This window comes from Curtobacterium sp. MMLR14_010, from assembly GCF_001865015.1.
GTDB lineage: Bacteria > Actinomycetota > Actinomycetes > Actinomycetales > Microbacteriaceae > Curtobacterium.
On the sequence record NZ_MJGV01000022.1, the window covers coordinates 56,307 to 73,847 of the forward strand.

The window sequence follows — 17,541 nt, forward strand, 5'->3', positions numbered from 1 at the left end:
CCCCAGGACACCCCGCTACGATCGGGACACCCGAGCCGAGAGGTCGATGATGACTGTGGGAGACACAAGACCAGCGACGATCTACGACGTCGCCGCCCGAGCAGGGGTGTCGAAGTCGCTCGTCTCCCTCGTGCTGCAGCGATCTCCGCGCGTGAGCGACCAGCGCCGCGCGGCCGTGCTCCAGGCGATCCAGGAGCTCGACTACCGCCCCTCCACCGCCGCCGTCTCGCTCGCGGGCACCCGCAGCCGGACCATCGGCGTCGTGCTCGACGACTTCCGCAACCAGTGGTTCGTCGACCTGCTGACGGGGCTCCGCGAGTCCCTGCAGGACCAGGGCCACCGCCTCGTCGTCGCCGACCGCTTCCTCAACACCGGGCTCGACGCCTCACCGGTCGAGGGCTTCCTCTCGATGCGCGTCGAGGGCATCGTCATCGCCGGCGAACCCGACACCGACCTCGCCGTCCCCGCGTCCACCCCGATCGTCATCGCCGGCGGCCGTGCCGTGATCCCCCGCGCCGACACCGTCGCGAACGACGACCGCGCCGGCGGCCGGATGGCCGCCGAGCACCTGCTCGGCCTCGGCCACACCGTGCTCGGCTTCGTCGGTGCGCGGTCCGCAGCCGCCGTCGAGCGGCGGGCCGGCTTCGAAGCCGGGGTCGCGGACGCCCGCACCGGCGCGACGGTCGTCACCACGATCCTCCCGGAGGAGCTGACGGAGGACGCCGGCATGCGCGCCGCCCGCGCGCTCTTCGACGAGCACCCCGACGTCACCGCGGTCTTCGCGGCCAACGACGTGATGGCGCTCGGCGCGATGTCGGAGCTGGCCGCTCGCGGCCTGCGCGTGCCGGAGGACGTCTCGGTCATCGGCTACGACGACACCCCGATCGCCGCGACGCGGTTCGTCGGCCTGACGAGCATCGACGACCGCAGTGTCGAGATCGGCCGCGGGGCCGGCGAGCGCCTGCTCGCACGGATCGCCGACCCGGGCCTCGTCGCCACCGAGGTCCTCGTCGAACCCCACCTGGTCGCGCGCCGCACGACCGCCACGCGCTGACCCACACCCGGCCAGGAGGCCCGACCCGCGTCCGTCACGCCGGCGTGGGTCCCCGACGTGGTCGGCTCAGGGCGTCGCGTGCCGGACGATCCACGTGTGCATGATGATCGCAGCGGCCGCCGAGGCGTTGATGCTCCGCGTCGACCCGAACTGGGCGATCTCGAGGTGGCCGTCCGCGCCGGCGACGGCCTCGTCGGTCAGCCCGGGGCCCTCCTGCCCGAACAGGAACACGCAGCGCTCCGGGACCTCGGCGGTCTCGATCCGCTCGGCGCCCGGGGTGTTGTCGATCGCGATCACGGGGCGTCCCTCGGCGCGCATGGCTTCGAGGAACGCGGCCACGTCCGGGTGGTTCCGCACGTGCTGGTAGCGGTCGGTGACCATCGCGCCGCGGCGGTTCCAGCGACGGCGCCCGATGATGTGCACGGTGCCGGCCAGGAACGCGTTGGCGCTCCGCACGATCGACCCGATGTTGAGGTCGTGCTGCCAGTTCTCGATCGCCACGTCGAACCCGTGCCGGCGGGTGTCGAGGTCGGCGACGATGGCCTCCATCGACCAGTACCGGTAGGCGTCGACGACGTTCCGGGTGTCGCCGTCCCGCAGCAGCTCGGGGTCGAGCCGGGGGTCGTCGGGCCAGGGCTCCGGGTGCGGGCCGACCCCGTTCGTGGTGCGCTCGTGCGAGGGCTCAGGCGCTGGCGCTGGCGCGGGCTCGGGCGCTGGCTGGTCGGTCACGACTCCGAGGGTACGGCGGCCACGGAGCCCACGGCGGCCACCCGCGCCTCGATGCCCGCGAGCAGGATGTCGAGCCCGAGCGCGAACCGGTCGTCGTAGGAGTGCTCGCCGAGGATCTCCCCCACGAGCTGCTGCCGCTCCGGGCGTCCGGCCTCGGAGTCGCCCCGCCCGACCTGGACGCCGGCGTGCCCCACCACGAAGTCGTAGACGACGAAGAACGTGTACATCGCCTCGGCGTCGGGCAGCCCGGCGGCACGCAGCGCCTCCACCACGGCGGCCAGGACGACGTCCGACTCGCTCGACACCAGCGGCGCCCGGCGGCTGTGCGACTCGAGCACGAGCGGGTGCGTGGTCATCAGCTCGCGGAAGGTCACGGCGAAGGTCCTGACGACGTCCTGCCACGCGTCCGGCCAGACGAACGTCGCGGTGAACTCGTCGACGGTGCGGCGGACGAGCTCGGCGTGCAGGTCGTCGAGTCCGCCGATCGTCCGGTGCACGGTCATCGGGGCGACGCCGAGCCGGAGCCCGAGTGCGCGGAAGGACAGTCGGTCGAGGCCGTCCTCGTTCGCGATGGCGGTCGCGGCGTCCACCACCTGCTCGCGGCTCAGGACGTTCGGGCGCCCGCGCCGACGCGGCTGGGTCGCGGGACCAGGGGACGTGGCCGTGGCGGTCGGGTCGACGAGCACGAGCTCCTCCTCGGATCGGGACTGTCCGGACGACCCTAGCGAGGTCGTTCTCGGCGCACCTGAGCGTGGCAGGGACGGCCAGTAGGGTGAGCCCATGGCATCCCGCGACGAGGTCGAGTGCTGGCTGACGGACATGGACGGCGTGCTCGTGCACGAGAACCACGCGCTGCCAGGAGCACCTGAGCTGATCCAGCAGTGGCTCGACGAGGGCACCGAGTTCCTGGTGCTCACGAACAACTCGATCTTCACCCCGCGCGACCTCAGCGCCCGGCTCCGCGGGTCCGGCATCCACGTGCCCGAGGACCGCATCTGGACCTCCGCCCTCGCGACCGCTGACTTCTGCAAGTCCCAGATGCCCGGCGGCTCGGCGTTCGTGATCGGCGAAGCGGGCATGACCACCGCCCTGCACGAGGCCGGCTTCATCATGACCGAGACCTCGCCCGACTACGTCGTCGTCGGCGAGACCCGCAACTACTCGTTCGAGGCGATCACGAAGGCCGTCCGCCTGATCCTCGGCGGCGCCCGCTTCATCGTCACGAACCCCGACGCGACGGGCCCGAGCGCCGAGGGCGTCCTGCCGGCCACCGGGGCGATCGCCGCGATGATCGAGAAGGCCACGGGCAAGCAGCCCTACGTCGTCGGCAAGCCGAACCCGATGATGTTCCGCTCGGCGATGAACCGCATCGGCGCCCACTCGGAGAACACCGGCATGATCGGCGACCGGATGGACACCGACGTGCAGGCCGGCATCGAGGCCGGGCTCCACACCGTGCTCGTCATGACCGGCATCAGCGACCAGGCCGAGATCGACCGCTACCCGTTCCGCCCGAGCGAGGTCATCTCCGGCGTCCACGAGCTCGTCCGCGCGGAGCCCATCGAAGTCGAGATGTAGGACGGTGCGCTGGGACCCGGCCCGCTACGCGGCCTTCACGGACGAGCGGTCCCGACCGTTCCACGACCTGGTCGCCCGCATCAGTGGTCCCTTCCAGGACGGCCAGGAGGCTCCCCGTCGCGTCGTCGACCTGGGCTGCGGTCCCGGGGCCCTCACGGCCACCCTCGCTGACCGCTGGCCCACGGCGGACGTGGTCGGGGTCGACTCCTCGGCCGAGATGCTGGCAGACGCCGCACCGCTGGCGGCGGACCACCCCCGTCTGTCGTTCGAGCTCGGCGCGATCGAGGACTGGACACCCGGCCCCGAGGACGACGTCGTCGTGACGAACGCCGCGCTGCACTGGGTGCCGTCCCACACGACCCTGCTCCCTCGGTGGCTGGCCGCGATGCCCGACGGCGCCTGGTTCGCGATGCAGGTGCCCGGCAACTTCGACTCCCCGTCGCACGCGCTCATGCGGGCCGTGGCTGCCGACGGCCCGTGGGCGCCGGCGCTCGACCGCGTGCTGCAGGCCGACCCGGTCCTCGACGGCGCCGGGTACCTCGACCTGTTCGCGTCGGCCGGCTTCGCGACGGTCGCGTGGGAGACCACCTACCTGCAGCTCCTGCCGGGCGAGGACCCCGTGCTCGCTTGGGTCCGGGGCACCGGGCTCCGGCCGGCCCTGGCCGCGCTCGACACCGCCGACCCGACGGGCACGACGACCGCCGCGTTCGAGGCCGCCTACGCCACCCGACTCCGCCAGGCCTATCCGAGCGGCCCCCACGGCACGGTCTACCCGTTCCGCCGCGTGTTCGCAGTCGGCCGCAAGCGCTGACTACCCGTACCGTGCCTGGCCGACCACGACCACGACCACGACCGGGCGATCGCGCCCGTGATCACGACCTCGTGGACGCCGCCGGTGACCGGTCCGAGTCCTCGGCTGCAGCGAACAGCTCGGCGTCCGGGTTCCGCGGGACCTCGCGCCAGCGCCGACGGAGCCGCCGCGGGCGGTCGTCACGCCAGGACACGATGCCTCCGGCGACGATGCCGAACGCCAGGACCGCGAACGCGAACAGCCCGATGCCTCCGGCCGCGACGAGGTCGCCCGACCCCTGCCGCACGGTGGCGGAGACGGCGATCGAGCCGAAGTCCCAGAAGGCGTGGAGCAGCACGGGCAGCAGCAGACCGCGGCTCAGCCGTCGGGCGACGTAGAGCGTCGACCCGAACGACGCGGCGAAGACGACCTGGACCACCGTCGGGCCGATGCCGGCGCCGGCGAGCGCGTTCAGCAGGTGCAGCAGCCCGAAGAGCACGCAGGACACGATCCAGACGCCGAACTCGGGCAGGCGTCGGCGCAGTCCCACGAGCAGCACGCCGCGGGTCATCAGCTCCTCGAACACCCCGACGAACAGCACCCCGAGGGCGAGCAGCGCGAAGTAGTGCCACGGCAGCGCACCCCAGCCGACGAGCGGCAGCCGGACCAGGCAGACGACGACGATGAGCAGCGGGGCGATCCAGGCCCAGCGCGGACGGCCCCTCGTCGTGTCGACGGTCGCGATGCGCCACCAGCCGAGCCCGGTGACGATGACGGCGAGCACCAGGGCCGCGATGCCCTCGGGGACGACGAGCGCGGAGACGACACTGTCGACCGTGAGCCCGAGCGAGGGGTAGTCGTCGCTCGGGCGGGCACGCCAGGCACTGACCGCTGCGAAGAGCACGAGCGGGGCCAGGCCGACGAGGAGCGACGGCGGGACGGGCCACCGACGACGGCGACGCCGGGTGGTCGTGGGATCGACGGGCATCCCTGTTTGTACCATTGCGGTATGCGCCTCCCTCAGCTCTCCACCATGGCGGAGGACTACGTCAAGCTGATCTGGAAGGCCGCCGAGCGCGGCGACCCGGGCATCGCGACGCGGGACATCGCCGCTGCGCTCGGGGTGTCGGCGTCGACGGTGTCCGGCAACCTCCGGAAGCTCGACCGCGACGGCCTCATCGAGCACACCCCGTACTACGGCGTGGTGCTCACCCCGCTCGGGCACCAGGTCGCCGTGGCGATGGTCCGACGACACCGGCTCATCGAGTCCTTCCTGGTCGACCGGCTCGGGTACTCGTGGGACGAGGTCCACACCGAGGCCGAGGCGCTCGAGCACGCGGTGTCGGAGACCTTCCTCGACCGGGTCGACGCCGACCTCGGGCACCCGACCCACGACCCCCACGGTGACCCGATCCCCCGCGCCGACGGGTCCCTGCCGTCCTCACCGGGCGCGCTGCTCACGACGGTGGTGCCCGGGGCGTGCGGCACCGTCGACCGGGTCTCCGACGACGACCCGTCCCTGCTGCGCTACTTCGACGAGCTCGGCGTGGGGCTCGGCACCCACCTCCGCGTGGAACAGGTGCGCGACTACGCCGGGGTGGTCGCCGTGGCGCGCCGGGACGCCGACGGCTCCGAGTCGCTCGTCGACCTGCCGGCAGCGGCCGCCGCGGCGATCTGGCTCGCGCCGGACGACGACTGACGCCGGCGGCCAGACGGCAGGCGTCCGCTGTCCGCACGGCAGGCGCCAGCCGGCCGCCGTCGGCTGAGCGCCAGGTCAGCCCTTCGCGGACCGTGTGCGCCCGAGTGCGACCTCGCGACGAGCCCGCTCGAGCGCCAGCGCTGACCCGGCGTCCGGGTCGTGCAGCAGCCGCTCGGTGTCGGCCGCGTGCTCGCGGACGGCTTCGTTCCGGTGCTCGGCCGCCGCGGCGAGGACGGGGGCGACGACCTCGGCCCCGAGCCCGGCGAGCGCTCGACTGAGGGCGAGCCGCGTCTCCCGGTCGCCCTGCCCGAGCTGCACCGCGAGCGACGCCGCCAGCGAGCCACGGGCCTGGTCCGGCACGAGCACGACGGCAGCGCGCCAGGCGGTGCGGACGACACCGGGGTCCAGGTCCTCGAGCCGGGCGACGACCTGCGGGTACACCGACCCGTCGCGGATCTTCGACAGCGTGTGGAGCGCCTGGCTCCGCGCCTGCGGCTCCGGACGGTCGAGCTCCCGGAGCACCCGCGGCACGACGACCTCGGCGGGCAACCGGAGGAGCGCCCACGTGAGCATCTCCCGCACCTGCAGGTCGGGCTCGACCGCGCACTGCTCGACCAGCAGCTCGAGGTCGTCCGTCGACGGCTCGGTGCCGGCGGCCATCACCGCCCGCAGGCGGACGGCGGGTCGGGGGTCGGCGAGGTACGAGGCGAGCGTGGTCATGTCCCGGTCCACGACACCCTGACGCTGCGACGTTGTCAAGCGCACCGGCCTAGCGTGGACGACGATCCGTTCCGACCTGAAAGGAATCCGCATGCCCCGCATCGGCAGCAGCGACCTGCACGTCTTCCCCCTCGCCCTCGGCGGCAACGTCTTCGGGTGGACCGCGGACGAGTCCACCTCGCACCAGGTCCTCGACGCCTACACGGCCGCGGGTGGCGACTTCATCGACACCGCCGACGTGTACTCCGCCTGGGGCGACGGCAACTCCGGCGGTGAGTCCGAGACCGTGATCGGCTCGTGGTTCGCCGCGTCCGGCAAGCGTGACGACGTGACGATCGCCACCAAGGTCTCCCAGCACCCCGAGTTCCCGGGGCTGTCGGCCGACAACGTCGCGAAGGCCGCGCGTGCGAGCCTGCAGCGCCTCGGCACCGACCGGATCGACCTGTACTACGCCCACTTCGACGACCAGGACACCCCGCTCGAGGAGACCGTCCGCGCGTTCGACCAGCTCGTGCAGGAGGGCCTGGTCCGGTACACCGCGATCTCGAACTACTCGCGCGAGCGCGCCGCCGAGTGGATCCGCATCGCCGAGGCGAACGGCCTGGCCCGCCCGGTCGCGATCCAGCCGCACTACAACCTGGTGACCCGCCAGCCGTACGAGTCGGAGATCGCCCCGCTCGCGCACGAGGCCGGCCTCGGCGTCGTGCCGTACTTCTCCCTCGCCGCCGGGTTCCTCACCGGCAAGTACCGCACCAAGGACGACTTCGCCGGCAAGGACCGCGAGGGCCAGGTCTCCGGCTACTTCACCGACGCCGGTCTGGCCGTCGTCGACGCGCTCGAGGGCATCGCGACCGCCCACGACGTCGAGATCGCCACGGTCGCCCTCGCCTGGCTGCAGGCCCAGCCCGACGTGGTCGCGCCGATCGCGTCGGCGCGGAACACCGAGCAGCTGCCGGCGCTCCTCGCCTCAGCCGACCTCGAACTCGACGTCGAGGAGCTGCAGACGCTCTCCGACGCCTCCGCGAAGGTGCCGACCACGGTCTGACCGCAGCCACGTGACAGACGGGAGGCTCCCCACCGGTCCGGTGGGGAGCCTCCTGTCCGTCATGGGCTGGCTACGCCGTCGAGGCGAGCGGACCCACGGTGGTCACCATGGCTGCCGGCGTGGGCGACCTGGTCGGGGTGAGCTGTTCGTCGAGGGTGTTCGAGCGGATCCACAGCGAGATGAGGACCACCGCCAGGAGCATCAGGAGGATGATCACGACGGCACCGCCGATGAGGAGCTGCTTGCCGCGCTTGCCCTCGCCGCGCAGGCGGGCGAAGCCCTCGTTGATGAAGTTGCCCTCGTCCGCTGCCGACGGAGCTGCCTGGTACGGCGACCGGGCCGGTGCCGGCGCCGGGGTGTGGACGGCCGGCATCATCTGCGTGCCGGTGTCGTGCGGGTCGTACCCGGTGGAGCTGAGCTGGTTCACCGCCTGGGTGCCGAAGAGGTCCTTGATCGCGCTCGTGTCGCTCGTCTCGCGGCCGTCCCACTCGGACTGGTCGAGCTCGTCGAGGTCGAGCCGGGCGGGCGGCGGCGTGACGGGGCGCTCCGGCGGTTCCTGACGCTCGACGGGCGGGGCCGGCTGCTGGACGGGCGGTTCCTGACGTTCCACGGGCGGAGCCGGGGGCGTCACGGGCGGGGCCTGACGTTCGACGGGCGGAGCCGGGGGCGTCACGGGAGCGGGAGGCGTCGGGGCGGGCATCGCCGTGGTCGACGGGCCCACGGGCTCGTCGTCGATGATGGCGGCGTCGTCGGCCTCGTCGGCCAGTGACCACCCGCCGCCGAGCGTGGTGGTGTCGAACGAGTCCGAGGTCAGCGTCGTCGGGACCTCGCCCGCGTCGTCGTCGTGGACCGCCCAGTCGAAGGGACGTCCGGCGTCGAGCCGCTCGGCGCCGTCCACTCCGGGCAGGCGCAGGAGCTCGGTGAACGTCGGCGCCTCGTCGGTCGGCGGCAGCGTGTTCTCCACGCCGAGCGGCTGCTGCGCGAGCGGACCGGTCGGGGCGGCCCGGGAACCCGTCGCGCGGCCGAGGAAGTCGACGTCGTCCCGGCCGAGCCCGAGGGGGTCGGTGCGGCGGCGCTCGTCCTCGATCGCCTGGGTCTCCGCAGCGCGCTGGGCGCGGTTGGTCTGCGCGAAGGGCAGCTGGATCGAGCTGGGGTGCGGCGCCGTGGTGCTCGGCGGGACCGCGGCGGCCGGCGGGATGCGCTGGCTCAGCAGGGAGCGGTCGGGGTCGGAGGCCGGGTGCGAGGGTGCCCGGAGCTGCTCGGGCATCGAGATCGCCTGGGTGGCGTCCTCGTCCACCGGCGCGGGGGCGGGCTCCGGCTCGGCGGGCTCGGCCTCCTGCGGGGTGGCGGGCTCCGTGTCCTGGGGCGTGACGGGCTCGGGCAGGGTGGCGGGCTCGAAGGGCTCCGGCAGCGGCTCGCCGGTCTCGGCGGCGGCGCGCTCCGCCTCGCGACGTTCGCGGCGCGACGGCCACTCGTCGGCGGTCCGCGGTGCACCGAAGATGTCGGCGGCACTGCGGAGTCCCGGGAAGCGAGCGTCCGTGGCGGGAGCGGGCGGGGCCTCCTGGCCGTCTGCCCCGTGCTCGGGGCGGGCGGCGTCGTCGGGCTCGCGCGCGTCGTCCGGACGCTCCGCGGTCACGCGGACAGCCCCAGGTCGGCCAGTCCGATCGCCGCGAAGTACGGGTAGCCGGCTGCCTCGATCGTCTCCTTGGCACCGGTGTCCCGGTCGACGACGACCGCGACGCCCACGACGATCGCGCCCTCGCGCTCGAGGGCCTCGGCGGCCTTGAGCGGGGAGCCGCCGGTGGTGGAGGTGTCCTCGAGGACGATGACGCGCTTGCCGCGGAGGTCCGGGCCCTCGACCTGCTTGCCGCGGCCGTGGTCCTTCGGCTCCTTGCGGACGACGAAGGCGTCGTACGTGCCGCCACGCGCTGCCGACTGGTGGAGCACGGCGGCGGCGATCGGGTCGGCGCCCATCGTGAGTCCGCCGACGGCAGAGACGTCGGGCACACCGGCGATCAGGTCGGTCATGACCTGGCCGATCAGCGGGGCCACGCGGTGGTCCAGGCTGACCTTGCGGAGGTCGATGTAGTACGTCGCCTTCTTGCCGCTGGTCAGCGTGAAGTCACCGTGGAACACGGCCTCAGCCGTGATGTGGTCGATCAACTGCTCGCGCGCGTCCGTCACAGCCCACAAGGGTAGTCGGTCCCGCCCACACGGCGCTCATCGGAGCTGTCGGGGACGCGTCGGTACGCTGCCTGGTGTGTCACTCGAACGCCCGTCGCGTCCAGCGGCCGGCGGGTCCCGCCGTGCCGGGCTCGACCGCGGGCGGTCCCGGCAGGACCGCGTCGGCGCGGTCGGTCGCGAGGCGCTCGGTGCGCTCGTCGCGCTCGCCCTGGCGGTCATCGCCCTCCGGCACGTGCTCGCCACGGCCCGGGTCTCGCTGCTCTGGTACGACGGCGACTCGGTGTTGCTGCCCCTGGTCGTCCGGTCGATCCGGGCCGGCGAGCCCTTCGAGTGGGCGATGTCGCCCGCCCTGTTCTTCTTCCCCGAGCTGCCGGTCTACCTGCTCTGCTCGCTGGTCACCGCCACGCCGCAGCAGGCGCTGGCGCTCAACGGCCTCCTGGTGCTGCTCGGCGTCTACGCGCTCGTCCGGGCGGTCGCGAACGAGCTGATGCCGTCCGCCCGCCGGTCGGCGCGGATCGCGGTCGCGGTGCTGGCGGTCGGGTTCCTCACGCTGCAGGTCCTGACGGAGTCCTCGGCCACGGCGACGTCGCTCGAGCTCGCGTCGCTGCTCCTGACCACGACGTACTACTACGGCGTCGTGCTGGCGCTGCTCGCCACGGCGGCGCTCGTGCTCCGTGCGGTCCGGGTCGGGCGGGCGTCCACGGCGGTCCTCGTCACGCTCGGCCTCGTCGCCGCGTGCACGACCACGTCGAACCCGCTGTACGTGCCGTGGTCCGGTGGGCCGGTCGTCGTCACGCTGCTCGTGGTCGCGCTGCTGCGCCGGGTGCCGTGGCGGCCGGCGCTGTGGCTGTCCGGCGTCATCGTGGCGGGCGCGGTCGTCGGGTCCCTCGTGCGGATCCCGCTCCGGCCGTTCGTGTCGCTCGACCCCTCGTCCTACGTGCACCCGTCGCGCGCGGCGTCGACCCTCGGGTTCTTCGCCTCGTTGACCGACGACCGCGCGGGGTCCGGCGAGGGCGACGTCGGGCTGTTCCTGATGCTCGTCGGCGTCCTGCTCGCGGTCGGCGGGACGGTGTGGGCCTGGCGGGTCCGCACCGCCAGGACCGTCCTGGTCGCGTCGCTCCTGCCCGCGGTGACGATCGCCGCCGTCTCCGTGGGGGTCGTCGTCGCCGGGTCGGACACCCCGCGCTACCTCGAGCCCGTCGTGGTCGCGCCGCTGATCGCCCTCGTCGCCGTCTGCGAGCTCACCCGCACGGCCGTCCGCCGCACCCGGCTGCACCGACCGGTCCGGGGCGTGCGGGTCGCGCTCGCCCTCGGCACCGCCGTCGTGCTGGCGGCCGGGGTCGCGGTCGCGCCGAGTACCCTCCGGGCCGTGCGGACGGCCGCGTACACCCCGGCGAGCTGCCTCGACCGGTGGGCGGACGGGCGGGACGTCGTCGGGGTCGGACAGTTCTGGACGGTGCGGCCGCTCGCGACCTACGCGTCGACGAACGTCGACCTGCTGCAGGTCCGCGACACGTTCCAGGTGTACCCGTGGCTCGTCGACCTCGGGGCCTACCGGGACGCCGACCCGACGTTCGTCGTCGTGGGCTCCGGCGACGTGTGGCCGACGTCCGTCGAGGACCTCCTCGGACGGCCGGCCTCGGTCACCCACTGCACCGGCTTCGACGTCTGGGACTACGCGGGGACGGCCGGCGCGGCCCGGCTGCGGACCGACGTCGTGGACAGCGCGGACGCGGTCCGACGCGAGCGCGGCTTCTGAGGGAGTTCTCCACAGTGGTGCGTCGGCGTCGCGGCGGATCTGTACGGATGTATAGGCTCGGTCCCGATGACTCGCTCTGCCCCCCTCTCCTCGCGCCCGCTGTCCGGTCGACGTCCGTGGCTTCGTGTTCGTGTGGGTCTGCGCCTGGCGGTCACCGGCGTCGCCCTGGTCGGGCTGACCGGCGCCGTCGTGTTCGACGCTCCCCCGGCACAGGCGGCGACCTACCCGTCGTGGGACGACGTCCTCGCCGCCCGCGGGCAGGAGTCGCAGAAGAACAGCCAGATCTCCGACATCCAGGGCCTCATCGGGCAGCTCGAGTCGAAGGCCGGCGCCGCTGCGACCGAAGCGCAGGAGCGCGGCAACGACTACTCCGCTGCCCAGCGCAAGGCGCAGCGTGCCGCCGAGAAGGAACGGGCCCTCCGCGCCGACGCCGAGGAGCACGCCGAGGTCGCCGCGCAGAGCGCTGCCCAGGCTGGCCGGTTCGCCGCGCAGATGGCACGCTCGGGCGGCACCGACGTCTCCACCAGCGTGCTGACCGGCGGTGAGGACACCCGCGACCTGCTGTACGACCTCGGCGCGCTGAGCAAGCTCTCCGAGCAGGCCGAGCGCGTGGAGACCGCCGCGAGCGCCGACGCCGCCGTCGCCAGGGCCCTCACCGGGCAGGCCGACCGGGCCGCTGCCGCGCTGGCCGACCTGGCGAAGGCCGCCGAGGAACGCATGGCCGAGGCGCAGGCCGCGTCCGACCGTGCCCAGGCCGCCTACGACGAGCAGCAGGACAACAAGGCGCGGCTCCAGGCCCAGCTCGCCACGCTGACCTCCGGCCGCGTCCGGACCGAGGCCGAGTTCGCCGAGGGTGAAGCCGTCCGCAAGGCCGCCGCCGAACGCGCTGCGCGGGAGGCCGCCGCAGCCGCCCGTCGTGCCGCGCAGGCTGCCCAGGCGGCTCAGGCCGCTGCTGCTGCCAACGCCGCGAACGCCGCACCGAGCAACGGTGGCGGGGGCGGCGGCAGCAGCGCACCGGTCGGCGGGTCACCGTCGGTCGGCGCGGGCACCGGCACCGGGTGGGTCCGACCTGCCGGCGGGTACATCTCGAGCTCGTACGGCTACCGCGTGCACCCCATCACCGGCAACGGCAGCTTCCACGACGGCATCGACCTCGGCAGTGGCTGCTCCACCGCGATCGTCGCCGCGTCTGCCGGCACCGTGGAGTACGTCGGCTGGTACGGCGGCTACGGCAACTACGTCCGCATCAACCACGGCAACGGGGTCGCGACGGCGTACGGCCACATCGTCAACGGCGGGTTCCGGGTCGCCCCCGGTCAGCAGGTCGCCGCGGGCACGCTCATCGCGCTCGTCGGGTCGACCGGCAACTCCACCGGGTGCCACCTGCACTTCGAGACCCACGTCGGGGGCGGCACGACGGACCCGGTCGGCTTCATGGGGGCCAGGGGCGTCGGCTTCTAGTCCCGGTCAGCGGCGGCGCTGCTGCTGCTGACGATCCCGTCGTCGTCGAGGTCCCACAGCGCGCGGTACCAGGCGATGCGCTCCGCGTCAGCCGGCAGTCCGTACGCGTCGTGGAACAGCGGCTCCCACCCGGGTCCGAGGTTCCACCCGAGCGCCATCGTCGCCACGGCCAGGTCCGCCCAGCGGTCCGCGACCCCGAGCGCCCCGAGGTCGACATGGCCGGCCCAGCGCCCGTCCGCGCCGATGAGCGTGTTCGGCGTGCACGCGTCGCCGTGGCAGACGACGAGCAGGTCGGTCTCGGGCGCTGGGCCGAGCAGTGACGGGTCCGCCCCCGCCGCACGGCCCCGTTCCGCCCGCTCGTCGTCCGACCACACGAAGGGGCAGTCGGCCACCGGGAGCGTGTCGTGCAGCGCCCGGAGGCCCTCCGCGACGGCGATCACGGCGGTCCGGGGCTCGTCGCGCCAGCGGGGGTCGACGGCACTCCACCCGGGCAGCGCTCGGGTCAGGAGCCAGGCGCCCTCCTCGTCGGCGCCATGGTCGACGACCTCGGGCACGCGGAGCCACCGCCCGGCCCAGCCGAGCCGCGCGGTCTCGGCATCGATCCAGGCCGCGTAGGCCGCAGGCACCCACTTCACGTACTCGTCGGCACTGTCGGCGTCGGTGCCCCCGATCCGGAAGGTCTTCCCGCCGATCGCGTTCACCCACACCGGGGTCACCGGTCGCGCACCGATCACCGAGGCGAGCGCTGCGGGCACGGCGACGTCCCCGTGCGGGAGTCCCCCGAGCGACACCGGCGTCCCCATCTCAGTGCACCCGGTCGAGCCGCGAGGACCCGGCGCCGCCGCGGGCGATCTCGAGCAGCACGGGGAGCGGTGAGCCCAGCAGCGCGTCGAGGTCCGCGACGATCTCCTCGACGCGGGTGGTGATCTCGCGGGGCGACGCACCCTTCCGCGGTCGGACCCGGATGCGCAGGGCACGGCGTCCTCGGACCCGGTGCACGTCGACGGCCAGGGACGCGACCTGCGGCAGGGCGCCGACGGCAGACGACAGGGCGTGCTGCACGGCGGTGGCGTCGATGCGCACGACCCCCGGGAGCCCTGCCGCGCTGCCGTCGTCCTCGACCACGGTGCCGACGCGTCCGCCGCCCATGCCGCTCAGCACGACGAGGGCCAGCACACCGAGCAGCACAGCGCCCCCGAGCACCCACGCCCAGGCCGCGACCGAGGCCTCGTGGGGCGCATCCGCCCCGAGGTCCCCGAGCGCCGCCTGTGCGGCGTCGTGCCAGCGGTCGGCGGCCCACGGCACGGTCTGCACGAGGACGGTCGCGGCGCCGAGCACGAGCAGTGCCAGCCCCGCGACGACCAGTGCGACGCGGTTCAACACGCGGTTCGTGGCGTTCACCCGTCGACCCGTCCGGTCGGCTGGACCCGCACGCGGGCGTGCACGGCGGGCACGACGTCGATCTCCGCGAACTCGCGGTCGACGGCGTCCTTCGCGGCGACCGCCGGCACGTCGACCCCGGCGGCCGGCCGGAGCACGACGTCCACGGTCCGCCGCCCGACGGTGCCGACCGTGGCGTCCGGACCGAGTCGCGTGGCCGTGCGGGCGGCACGCGCCGCAGCGGAGGCGAGCACCTCGTCGTCGACCACGACGGCGAGGCGATCCGACGGCATGCTGTGGCGGGGACGACGCCCGGGCAGGACGCCCTTGGCGAGCAGGACCAGGCCGATCACCGCGACGACCGCTCCGACGCCGACCACGACGGTCGGGTCGAGCCCGCGCGGAGCAGCGACCGCTGCGTCGACGACGTCACGCGGGTCGATGCCGAGCACGCGCTGGTCGAGGAACACGAGCACGGCGGCGGACACCGCGGCAGCGGCGACCACGAGGAGCAGGAGCATCGCGACCACGGTCGAGACCGACCGGGACACGTGGGTCTCGCGGCGCAGGACCCGGCGGGCGAACGCGTCGTGCTCGGTCATCGCACCCGCCTCGGGGTGTCGACGACGGACGAGGTGAAGGTGATGTCCACGCGCTGGACCTGGCGGCCGGTGATCGCGCTGATCCGCTCGGCCACCGCGGCCCGGGCACGGTGGGTGCGCGCGACGACGGACTCGGGCGCCGAGGGCAGCGTGGTCGCCGAGGTTGCCGAGGTCGAGCGCGCGCCGAGCACCGGCATCACGAGCGGCGCCGTGACGGTCACGGCGAGGGACCCGCGCCCGTCGTCGGCCACCCGGGTGCGGACGTCCCGGAGCGAGCTGCCGAGCGCCTCGGCCGCCACGGCCTGGGCGGTGTGCACGAGCGCCGCGGTCCCGATTCGGTCGTACCCGGGCACACGGTCCGTGGGAGCGGCAGGCGCGGTCACCGCGTCCGCCGCACCACTCACGACGAACTCCGGCGTCCGCGCAGCACGTCGAGCAACCGGTGGACGTCGACGTCCCCGGACACGACCCTGGCGACGAGGGCCCCGAGCGCCATGCAGACCGCGACGACCAGGACGGCCCAGAACCCGAGCGTCAGCGCGACGACCGCGAGCACGGCACCGACACCCATGCCGACGACGGTCGCCCTCATCGGACGCGGCCGTCGACGTCGTCCGTGGTGCCGTCGAGCGCGGGGATGTTGACGTCGTTGATCGCGATGTTCACCTCGGTGACCTGCAGCCCGACGAGCTCGGTCACGGCGTTCGTGACCGCGGCGCGCACGGCCGAGGCGACCTCCATCATCGGCGTCGGGTAGTCCACGACGATCGTCAGGTCGACGGCCACCTGGGTCTCGCCGACCTCGACGCGCACGCCCTGCCCGAGCGCGTTCGACCCGATGGCGTCGCGGATGGCGCCGAAGGCTCGGGCGGCGTTCCCGCCGAGCGCGTAGACGCCGGGGACGTCCCGTGCGGCGATGCCGGCGACCTTCGCGACCACCTGGTCGTCGATGACCGTCTTGCCGGCGCTGGTCACCTGGGTCGTCGTGGTCCCGGTGGTCGCGGTGGCTGCGGTGCCGTCCACGCGGTTGCTCGTCGTTGCCATGGTGGTGCTCCTCACGGTGGGCTGGACTCCTAGGTCCAGGGAACACCATCGACGCGCTGACCGCTCGGAGCCGGTGGTCGGTGGTCGGTGGTGACCGGTAGGTTCGTGTTCCATGCGCGTGGCGACCTGGAACGTGAACTCCGTCCGCACCCGAGTCGGCCGGGTGGTCGACTGGCTCGTGCGAGAGGACGTCGACGTCCTCGGCATGCAGGAGATCAAGTGCAAGCCCGAGCAGTTCCCGGTCGACGCGTTCGAGGCCGCTGGCTACCACGTCGAGGCCCACGGGCTGAACCAGTGGAACGGCGTCGCGTTCGCCAGCCGCCTGCCGATGGACGACGTCACCCGTGACTTCCCCGGCCAGCCCGGGTTCCTCAAGGGCCACGAGGGCCCCGACCTCCCGGTGGAGGCCCGCGCCATGGGCGTCACCGTGGACGACGTCCGCCTGTGGAGCCTCTACGTCCCCAACGGGCGTGAGGTCGGCGACCCCCACTACGCCTACAAGCTCGACTGGCTCGCCCAGCTGGCCGACCGCACCACCGAGTGGCTGCAGGCCGACCCCGACCTCAAGCTCGCGCTGATGGGCGACTGGAACGTCGCGCCGCTCGACCAGGACGTCTGGGACCTGCGCGTCTTCGAGGGCGCGACCCACGTCAGCGAACCCGAGCGCACCGCGTTCCGCACGTTCGAGGACCGCGGCCTGCAGGACGTCGTCCGCCCGATCGTCCCCGACGGCTACACGTACTGGGACTACAAGCAGCTGCGCTTCCCCCGCAACGAGGGCATGCGCATCGACTTCGTGATGGGCTCCCAGGGCTTCGCCGACGTCGTCACCGGCGCGTCGATCCACCGCGACGAGCGCAAGGGCGACGCCCCGAGCGACCACGTCCCCGTCGTCGTGGACCTCGACCTCGACACCGCCCTCGACGACGACCGCCCCATGATCTTCTGACCAGAGCGCCCTTCCCCGGTTCCGCCGAGATCGCACTCCCTGTCGCCTCACCGGCACCGCACCCGACACGAAGTGCGACCTCACGCGCGCCAGCGGCTCCCCACCCCGCCGACCGGTCACGACACCCCGCTCACCTCCGCCGAGCGGTCACCTCCCGTCGCCCAAGCGCGCCCCGACCGACGTCCCTCGACCACTCGCCGACACCCCGCCGGGGTGTCCCGACCTCTCGCCGCGGGTCAGCCGCCACCGCGAGCCGCCGGCCCGCACTCCCGCCGCCGGCCCGCACTCTCGCCGCCGCGCATCCGCCGCCGGTCCCCGCCGCCGCGCGCCCGCACTCGCCGCCGCGCCACCGCGAGGCGCCGGCCCGCACCACCCACCGGCCTGGAGGCCCCCACCGGCCCCGCCCCGAGCCTCCCGTCCGCCCCGCCCCACGTCCAGACCGCGCCGAGATCGCACTCCCTGTCGCCTCACCGGCACCGCACCCGACACGAAGTGCGACCTCACCCGGGCCAGCGGCTCCCCACCGCGCCGACCGGTCACGACACCC

General features: G+C 73.8%; 20 protein-coding genes. 8 read left to right on the forward strand and 12 right to left on the reverse strand.

Features of this window, described 5'->3' with window-relative positions; genetic code table 11:
- Nucleotides 1-49: 49 nt before the first annotated feature.
- Entirely contained in the window at nucleotides 50-1,054 is a 1,005-nt protein-coding gene (locus BIU98_RS04805) for a LacI family DNA-binding transcriptional regulator (protein WP_071272499.1), read from the forward strand.
- Between the two features lie 66 nt (nucleotides 1,055-1,120).
- On the opposite strand, the gene BIU98_RS04810 is transcribed toward BIU98_RS04805, so the two are convergent.
- Nucleotides 1,121-1,783, reverse strand: coding sequence for a TrmH family RNA methyltransferase (locus BIU98_RS04810; protein WP_071272430.1), 663 nt, complete (start codon nucleotides 1,781-1,783; stop codon nucleotides 1,121-1,123).
- Entirely contained in the window at nucleotides 1,780-2,469 is a 690-nt protein-coding gene (locus tag BIU98_RS04815; RefSeq protein WP_071272433.1) for a TetR/AcrR family transcriptional regulator C-terminal domain-containing protein, read from the reverse strand. The genes BIU98_RS04810 and BIU98_RS04815 overlap by 4 nt, the downstream gene beginning before the upstream one ends.
- 94 nt (nucleotides 2,470-2,563) lie before the next feature.
- Here BIU98_RS04815 and BIU98_RS04820 point away from each other — a divergent pair, with 94 nt between their 5' ends.
- On the forward strand, nucleotides 2,564-3,361 hold the full coding sequence (locus tag BIU98_RS04820; RefSeq protein ID WP_071272436.1) for an HAD-IIA family hydrolase: 798 nt from the start codon (nucleotides 2,564-2,566) through the stop codon (nucleotides 3,359-3,361).
- Between the two features lie 4 nt (nucleotides 3,362-3,365).
- Nucleotides 3,366-4,172 carry a methyltransferase domain-containing protein gene (locus BIU98_RS04825; RefSeq protein WP_071272439.1) on the forward strand — a complete coding sequence of 269 codons (807 nt, stop codon included), beginning with the start codon at nucleotides 3,366-3,368 and terminating at the stop codon, nucleotides 4,170-4,172.
- A gap of 61 nt (nucleotides 4,173-4,233) precedes the next feature.
- Here BIU98_RS04825 and BIU98_RS04830 read toward each other — a convergent pair whose 3' ends face one another.
- Nucleotides 4,234-5,139: a CPBP family intramembrane glutamic endopeptidase gene (locus BIU98_RS04830; protein ID WP_071272442.1), complete on the reverse strand. Its 906-nt coding sequence runs from the start codon at nucleotides 5,137-5,139 to the stop codon at nucleotides 4,234-4,236.
- A 21-nt stretch (nucleotides 5,140-5,160) separates the two neighbouring features.
- On the opposite strand from BIU98_RS04830, the gene BIU98_RS04835 reads away from it, so the two are divergent.
- Nucleotides 5,161-5,850, forward strand: coding sequence for a metal-dependent transcriptional regulator (locus BIU98_RS04835; RefSeq protein WP_071272445.1), 690 nt, complete (start codon nucleotides 5,161-5,163; stop codon nucleotides 5,848-5,850).
- Nucleotides 5,851-5,925: 75 nt separating this feature from the next.
- Here BIU98_RS04835 and BIU98_RS04840 read toward each other — a convergent pair whose 3' ends face one another.
- The gene (locus BIU98_RS04840) at nucleotides 5,926-6,570 is read right to left on the reverse strand and encodes a HEAT repeat domain-containing protein (RefSeq protein WP_139200567.1); all 645 of its coding nucleotides are present in this window, start codon (nucleotides 6,568-6,570) and stop codon (nucleotides 5,926-5,928) included.
- A gap of 91 nt (nucleotides 6,571-6,661) precedes the next feature.
- On the opposite strand from BIU98_RS04840, the gene BIU98_RS04845 reads away from it, so the two are divergent.
- Entirely contained in the window at nucleotides 6,662-7,615 is a 954-nt protein-coding gene (locus BIU98_RS04845) for an aldo/keto reductase (protein WP_071272451.1), read from the forward strand.
- A 70-nt stretch (nucleotides 7,616-7,685) separates the two neighbouring features.
- Here the strand turns inward: BIU98_RS04845 and BIU98_RS04850 are convergent, their stop codons facing one another.
- Nucleotides 7,686-9,251 carry a hypothetical protein gene (locus tag BIU98_RS04850; protein WP_071272454.1) on the reverse strand — a complete coding sequence of 522 codons (1,566 nt, stop codon included), beginning with the start codon at nucleotides 9,249-9,251 and terminating at the stop codon, nucleotides 7,686-7,688.
- On the reverse strand, nucleotides 9,248-9,799 hold the full coding sequence (gene pyrE / locus BIU98_RS04855; protein WP_071272457.1) for an orotate phosphoribosyltransferase: 552 nt from the start codon (nucleotides 9,797-9,799) through the stop codon (nucleotides 9,248-9,250). The genes BIU98_RS04850 and pyrE overlap by 4 nt, the downstream gene beginning before the upstream one ends.
- 76 nt (nucleotides 9,800-9,875) lie before the next feature.
- On the opposite strand from pyrE, the gene BIU98_RS04860 reads away from it, so the two are divergent.
- Together BIU98_RS04860 and BIU98_RS04865 are read left to right on the forward strand one after the other, a co-directional pair.
- On the forward strand, nucleotides 9,876-11,558 hold the full coding sequence (locus tag BIU98_RS04860) for a hypothetical protein (protein WP_071272460.1): 1,683 nt from the start codon (nucleotides 9,876-9,878) through the stop codon (nucleotides 11,556-11,558).
- A gap of 66 nt (nucleotides 11,559-11,624) precedes the next feature.
- Entirely contained in the window at nucleotides 11,625-13,019 is a 1,395-nt protein-coding gene (locus BIU98_RS04865) for a M23 family metallopeptidase (protein ID WP_139200568.1), read from the forward strand.
- Here the strand turns inward: BIU98_RS04865 and BIU98_RS04870 are convergent.
- The 6 genes from BIU98_RS04870 to BIU98_RS04895 are packed head-to-tail and all read right to left on the reverse strand — an operon-like array spanning nucleotide 13,016 to nucleotide 16,045.
- On the reverse strand, nucleotides 13,016-13,810 hold the full coding sequence (locus BIU98_RS04870) for an aminoglycoside 3'-phosphotransferase (RefSeq protein ID WP_254787792.1): 795 nt from the start codon (nucleotides 13,808-13,810) through the stop codon (nucleotides 13,016-13,018). The two genes, BIU98_RS04865 and BIU98_RS04870, sit on opposite strands and share 4 nt — an antisense overlap.
- A gap of 13 nt (nucleotides 13,811-13,823) precedes the next feature.
- Entirely contained in the window at nucleotides 13,824-14,420 is a 597-nt protein-coding gene (locus BIU98_RS04875; protein ID WP_071272469.1) for a hypothetical protein, read from the reverse strand.
- Entirely contained in the window at nucleotides 14,417-15,001 is a 585-nt protein-coding gene (locus tag BIU98_RS04880) for a hypothetical protein (RefSeq protein ID WP_071272472.1), read from the reverse strand. Before BIU98_RS04880 ends, BIU98_RS04875 begins: the two co-directional genes overlap by 4 nt.
- Nucleotides 14,998-15,405, reverse strand: coding sequence for a hypothetical protein (locus BIU98_RS04885; RefSeq protein WP_071272475.1), 408 nt, complete (start codon nucleotides 15,403-15,405; stop codon nucleotides 14,998-15,000). Before BIU98_RS04885 ends, BIU98_RS04880 begins: the two co-directional genes overlap by 4 nt.
- Nucleotides 15,402-15,593 carry a DUF2273 domain-containing protein gene (locus BIU98_RS04890; protein ID WP_071272478.1) on the reverse strand — a complete coding sequence of 64 codons (192 nt, stop codon included), beginning with the start codon at nucleotides 15,591-15,593 and terminating at the stop codon, nucleotides 15,402-15,404. Before BIU98_RS04890 ends, BIU98_RS04885 begins: the two co-directional genes overlap by 4 nt.
- Nucleotides 15,590-16,045: an Asp23/Gls24 family envelope stress response protein gene (locus tag BIU98_RS04895; protein WP_071272481.1), complete on the reverse strand. Its 456-nt coding sequence runs from the start codon at nucleotides 16,043-16,045 to the stop codon at nucleotides 15,590-15,592. Before BIU98_RS04895 ends, BIU98_RS04890 begins: the two co-directional genes overlap by 4 nt.
- A 112-nt stretch (nucleotides 16,046-16,157) precedes the next feature.
- On the opposite strand from BIU98_RS04895, the gene BIU98_RS04900 reads away from it, so the two are divergent.
- The gene (locus BIU98_RS04900; RefSeq protein WP_071272484.1) at nucleotides 16,158-16,994 is read left to right on the forward strand and encodes an exodeoxyribonuclease III; all 837 of its coding nucleotides are present in this window, start codon (nucleotides 16,158-16,160) and stop codon (nucleotides 16,992-16,994) included.
- Nucleotides 16,995-17,541 lie beyond the last annotated feature (547 nt).

Coding starts and splice junctions, on each gene's coding strand:
- BIU98_RS04865 (WP_139200568.1), top strand. CDS start 11,625: ATGACTCGCTCTGCCCCCCTCTCCTCGCGCCCGCTGTCCGGTCGACGT.
- BIU98_RS04845 (WP_071272451.1), top strand. CDS start 6,662: ATGCCCCGCATCGGCAGCAGCGACCTGCACGTCTTCCCCCTCGCCCTC.
- BIU98_RS04890 (WP_071272478.1), bottom strand. CDS start 15,593: ATGAGGGCGACCGTCGTCGGCATGGGTGTCGGTGCCGTGCTCGCGGTC.
- BIU98_RS04895 (WP_071272481.1), bottom strand. CDS start 16,045: ATGGCAACGACGAGCAACCGCGTGGACGGCACCGCAGCCACCGCGACC.
- BIU98_RS04835 (WP_071272445.1), top strand. CDS start 5,161: ATGCGCCTCCCTCAGCTCTCCACCATGGCGGAGGACTACGTCAAGCTG.
- BIU98_RS04820 (WP_071272436.1), top strand. CDS start 2,564: ATGGCATCCCGCGACGAGGTCGAGTGCTGGCTGACGGACATGGACGGC.
- BIU98_RS04830 (WP_071272442.1), bottom strand. CDS start 5,139: ATGCCCGTCGATCCCACGACCACCCGGCGTCGCCGTCGTCGGTGGCCC.
- BIU98_RS04880 (WP_071272472.1), bottom strand. CDS start 15,001: ATGACCGAGCACGACGCGTTCGCCCGCCGGGTCCTGCGCCGCGAGACC.
- BIU98_RS04840 (WP_139200567.1), bottom strand. CDS start 6,570: ATGACCACGCTCGCCTCGTACCTCGCCGACCCCCGACCCGCCGTCCGC.
- BIU98_RS04900 (WP_071272484.1), top strand. CDS start 16,158: ATGCGCGTGGCGACCTGGAACGTGAACTCCGTCCGCACCCGAGTCGGC.
- BIU98_RS04805 (WP_071272499.1), top strand. CDS start 50: ATGACTGTGGGAGACACAAGACCAGCGACGATCTACGACGTCGCCGCC.